Source organism: Rhodothermales bacterium (assembly GCA_013002345.1).
In the GTDB taxonomy this organism is placed as follows: Bacteria; Bacteroidota; Rhodothermia; order Rhodothermales; family JABDKH01; genus JABDKH01.
Map to the genome: position 1 here is coordinate 1 of JABDKH010000020.1, position 4,928 is coordinate 4,928.

At 61.3% G+C, this 4,928-nt stretch carries 3 protein-coding genes; 2 read left to right on the forward strand and 1 reads right to left on the reverse strand.

Annotated features, from left to right (window positions below; translation table 11 throughout):
* Positions 1 to 111 precede the first annotated feature (111 nt).
* On the forward strand, positions 112 to 1,476 hold the full coding sequence (locus HKN37_00905) for a response regulator (GenBank protein NNE45198.1): 1,365 nt from the start codon (positions 112 to 114) through the stop codon (positions 1,474 to 1,476).
* Positions 1,477 to 1,480: 4 nt separating this feature from the next.
* Positions 1,481 to 4,201: a TonB-dependent receptor gene (locus HKN37_00910; GenBank protein NNE45199.1), complete on the forward strand. Its 2,721-nt coding sequence runs from the start codon at positions 1,481 to 1,483 to the stop codon at positions 4,199 to 4,201.
* Between the two features lie 176 nt (positions 4,202 to 4,377).
* Here the strand turns inward: HKN37_00910 and HKN37_00915 are convergent.
* The coding region (locus HKN37_00915) for a T9SS type A sorting domain-containing protein (GenBank protein ID NNE45200.1) at positions 4,378 to 4,928 on the reverse strand (551 nt) is incomplete at its 5' end.

The window sequence follows — 4,928 nt, forward strand, 5'->3', positions numbered from 1 at the left end:
CCGGTGAGCGAAGAATTGGACGGGCAACACCGACTCATGCGGCGGAATGCCCGGCGCTTGCTCCGGCTCGTCAATCAGTTGCTGGATTTATCCAGGCTGGAATCCGGACAGATGAAGCTCCATCGTGAGCCCGGCGAGTTGATCGGATTCGTCAGAGAGCTCGTTCGAGGCCTCGTCCCCATGGCGGAGCGAAGACAGATATCGCTTACGTTCGAATCAGAAGTTGAGCACCTCCCGGCGCTGTTCGATCCGGATGCGATCGAGAAGATCTTCGTCAACCTGATCTCCAATGCGCTGAAGTTCTCATCCGAGGAGAGCCAGGTGTCGGTGGGGGCGCGATTGGCCGGTTCGTCTGAGTTGCCGTCAGTTGTGATTTCGGTCGTGGATACCGGGCCCGGCATCCCGGAAGAGCAAGTCCACCGCATCTTCGAGCGATTTCAGCAGGGTGACACGTCCAGTCGAAGGCAACACGAGGGCTCAGGGATCGGGCTGACGCTTGCGCGGGACCTCACGGAGCTGCATGACGGCACCCTGACAGTCGATAGCGTCGTCGGTGAGGGCAGCCGCTTCGAGGTGACGCTCCCGGTCGACACCCCGGATGACGCACAGGTGTCTGAACGTGCCGCGGCGGAGACCGTGCTTCTGGAAGATGTCGCCGCCCCGCGAGACAGGTTGCCGTCGAAGCCGGACGAAGAGACGTTGGACCGCCCGACGATCCTCGTCGTCGAGGACAACGCCGATGTTCGGGACTACCTTCGAACTCATCTCGGGCGGGACAATTACGTCATCGAAGCGGAAGATGGCTCGCTCGGCCTTGAGGCGGCGCAGGAGCATGAACCCGATCTGATTCTTTCGGACGTGATGATGCCGAACATGGACGGCTACGAGATGTGTCGTCTGATCAAGGCGAACGAGAAGCTTCGCCACATCCCGATCGTGATGCTTACGGCCAAGGCTTCCGAGCGAGATACCATCGAGGGACTGCAGAGCGGCGCCGACGATTACCTCGAGAAGCCATTCAGCGTGGCTGAGCTCACCACACGCGTGTCGAATCTGATCAGCACGCGACGAGAATTGCACGAGGCATTCAGCCGGGAGATCTTCGTGCGGCCTGCCGACATCGAGATTACACCCGAGGAGGAAGTTTTCCTGGACCGCCTCCTCGATGCGATCAATACGCACCTCGGAGATGCAAATCTGACCATCGACTGGCTGGCCGACGACGTTGGTCTTTCGCGGCGCCAGCTTGAACGCCGCGTGGAGGCCGTCACGGGGCAGTCGCCAGCAGCGCTGGTTCGCCGATTCCGCCTGGAAAGGGCATCTCAGCTACTGAGAGCCCGGGCGGGAACGGTTTCGGAAATCAGCTACGCCGTCGGTTTCCGGTCTCCGGCGCACTTCTCGAAAGCGTTCCGGCAAGCGTTTGGAGAACCGCCGTCCGAGCATGTCCGCCTGCGATCAGAATCGGAGGAGGCGTGACACGATGTTGCACAATTTGCAGAACATTCTAGTCATCCTCACGATCGCGACTCTGGTCGCGGTGATGCCGTCTTCTGGACAGTCCTCTCGCCTGTCGGGTACCGTGACGACGGTGGATGGTGAGGCACTCGTCGGAGCGGAATTAGCGCTCGTCCGCGACGGTTCAGAAACCCCCTTCGCCCGCGATGTCGCGGACCTCGAAGGACGGTTCGAGTTCCGTCAACTCCCTCCGGGCACCTACGGTCTTGTCGCGCAGTTCGTCGGATTTGCGGACGGCCGCGAAGCTGTGGTTATCGAATCCGGATCGGCCGTGACGGTCGACATCCAGCTCGAGAGCACAGGCCTCCTGCTCGACCCCATCGTCATTACTGCTTCCAGACGTCCGGACAAGACCCTCGATGCTCCGTCGTCGGTATCGCTGGTCTCCAGCAGGGACCTCGAGAGGGATGCCGTGCCGAGTATTGCCTCCTCGCTCAGAAACGTCCCCGGCGTGGACCTCCAGCAGCAGGGGATCAACCAGTACTACCTTTCCTTTCGCGGCTTCAATGACAACTATATATCCAGGGTCCATCCACTCCTTGATTTTCGGGACATGCACGGACCGGGATTCAGCGACGCCTTCTATGTCATGATGCCAATGCAAGCATTGGACCTGGCGCGCATCGAGATCGTCCGGGGACCTTCCTCCGCGCTGTATGGTGCCGGAGTCGACCAGGGAGTCGTGCACTTCATCACGAAGGATCCGTTTGCCTACCAAGGTACAAGCCTGCTGCTGGAGGGCGGAGAGCAGGAGACGTTGCGGGGAGGAATCCGACATGCCGGAGCAGTCAACGACAGACTTGGATACAAAGTCGTCGGAAGCTACTTCCGGGGCGAGGACTGGAAGTTCGACCCCGACAACTCCCACGACGCGGAAATCCTGGGTGCAATAGCCGAGAACCGAATCGACTCCGATGGCAACGCCAAACCACTCGGCAGGCGCATCTACGGTACGTACGCGTGGTATGTCGGAGGAGAGGCCAGGTATCGGTTCGGAAAGAGGGCCGAGTTGACGGGCAACACCTACTTCTCGGGCGTCAAGAACAGTTTCAATGCCAGCGGAGAGTGGCAGTGGTCTCCGTCGAGGACGGCGAGTGCACAACTGAGACTACGGTCCGGTCGGTTCTTTACGCAGATGTTCTATTCAGCAATCGTCCCGGGCGGTGACAGCTTCAACTACAGGACGGGTCTACCGGCTGCCAATGAGTCGGCAGAAGCGGGCTGGCAGATTCAGTACGGGCTCGATCTGCTGGACGGTCGTCAGGACTTCGTAGGGGGACTCGACGTCCAGCGTGCGGTCCCGCGGACCGGCGGGAGCCTGACGGGAAGAAACGAGGAGGATGACGACTTCGCCTTCGTCGGGGCCTACCTGCAATCGGAGACACGTCTGGCCCCCGCCGTGGACGTGACACTCTCCGGTCGCGCGGACTACTTCACGGCGACCAGGCAGCTGGGCTTCTCGCCCAGAAGCGCGATCGTTTTCAAGGTCGCGCCCGCGCATCGTGTTCGTGTCTCGTACAACCGGGCGCTGGGGCTGCAGCGCGGGCTCGCGTATTTCATGGACTTTATTACCGACGACCCCGGGCCATTCGTCGTGCGACTTCGCGGGGCGGCAACGCCATACACGTTCTCCGATTCGCCGGTCACATCTTCATTCATCGGCATTCCCGGCTTTTCCGGACAGGACCCTGGCGTCGGTATCGATCTTGCCAGGGCATACGCAGCGGCGACGGCGGGACTGACCGGCCCCGACGGGCCTCTCAACTCGGCGCCGCCCGAACTGGTCGAGCTGCTTATGAGTCGAACCGGGTCGATCGATGGCTTCTCAGCGGGAATACTCTTGCTTAACGACCAGGTCGTCGATAGCCCGACCGACCGGGGCCGTATCAAGCCCACGATTACGAATACCTTCGAGATCGGATACCAGGGCCTGCTGTGGAACCGCGTGCATCTGGGTGTCGACGGATACTATACGAGGAAGAACCGATTCCACGGTTTTCAGGTCATCACACCGATGGTGCTCGTGCCCGGCCTCGCACAGGACATGCGCAACGCGGTGCGCCAGGCCTTCGCGGATGAGGACCTGACGGCTTTCGACCTGAGCGTCGCGGCGCTCGAGGAGATGTACGGCGCGGCGGGAGCTGAGATCTCGGAAGGGCCAGTCGGCCTGATTGAGCCGGAAGAGAACTTCGACGCGGATACGCGACCCGAGCTTCTGCTCATCAACGGCAACTTCGGCAAGCTCGACTACTTCGGCGTCGACCTGTGGCTCGAAGCGTCGCTCACTGATCGGCTGTCGGGTTTTTTGAATACGTCGTGGATCAGCGAGAACTACTTCGACGACGACGCGCTAAACGAGCCCGGCAGTGGAGCTGCCGTCGCCATGAACGCTCCGCAGAACAAGCTGAAGATGGGGCTTGCGTACGGAAAGCCGGAGTCCTTCAACGCAAACCTCAGCTTCCGCTACGTGCGCAGCTTTGATGTCCTGGACGACGAATACACAGGTACCGTTGACAGGTACGCTATCCTTGACATGGGAGCGGGATACGATCTCTCCCGGTACGTGCCCGGTCTGCGCGTCGACGTGACGGCACAGAACGCCCTCGACAACCGACACCGGGAATATATCGGTGTGCCCATGGTTGGCAGGCTGGTGACGGCGCGGCTGACGTACCATGTGCGCTAGCAGGAACGGCACTCGAAGGACGAAAGGAAGCTGGCGCCCAACGGCGGGCGCCAGATCAGGAATGTGTCGCCATACCACAAGGACGGCAGGCCGCAGGGATTTGCGAGGGATGCCGCCGGGCGCGCCTCTTCATATGGCGATGGCCTCAATCGCGACGCGCCCGGGGCTGCGGTGCATCACCGCAAAAGTACGACCGGTCTGGTCTGAGTCTGTTCGCCAGTGGACAGCCGGACGAAGTAGACCCCACTGGGCACGATGTCGCCTGTGGTCCAGGATGCTGTATGTGACCCGGGTGGCATGGGCCCATCGACCAGGCGGGCCACCTCCCGACCGAGCGCGTCGTGGACCTTGAGCGTGATGTACGCATTCGTAGCTAGCTCGTACCGAATGGCCGTGGACGGATTGAAGGGATTCGGGTAGTTGCCGAGCAGCCGGAACGTGCCGGGTGTCTCAGCCGACTCGTTGCCGAGTGCCGTGACCCTCTCGCTCAGCACCTTCTCACCGGAGGGCAAGAAGCCCAAACTCGAGAGTCCGTCCGGGTCGTTATCCCCGCTGGCTCTGCGATCCGCATCCAGTATGCCGAAGAACACAACGAAGGTGACCTTTCGCCCAAGGTTCAGAGAGTTGATTCTGGTTTTGAGAAGCAAAGTGTCCGTACCCGCGCCAAGGTCGCCGAGGAAGGTTCCGGTTGCGTTCGCGTTCGTTACGGCGCCGCCGTAGCCGGAGG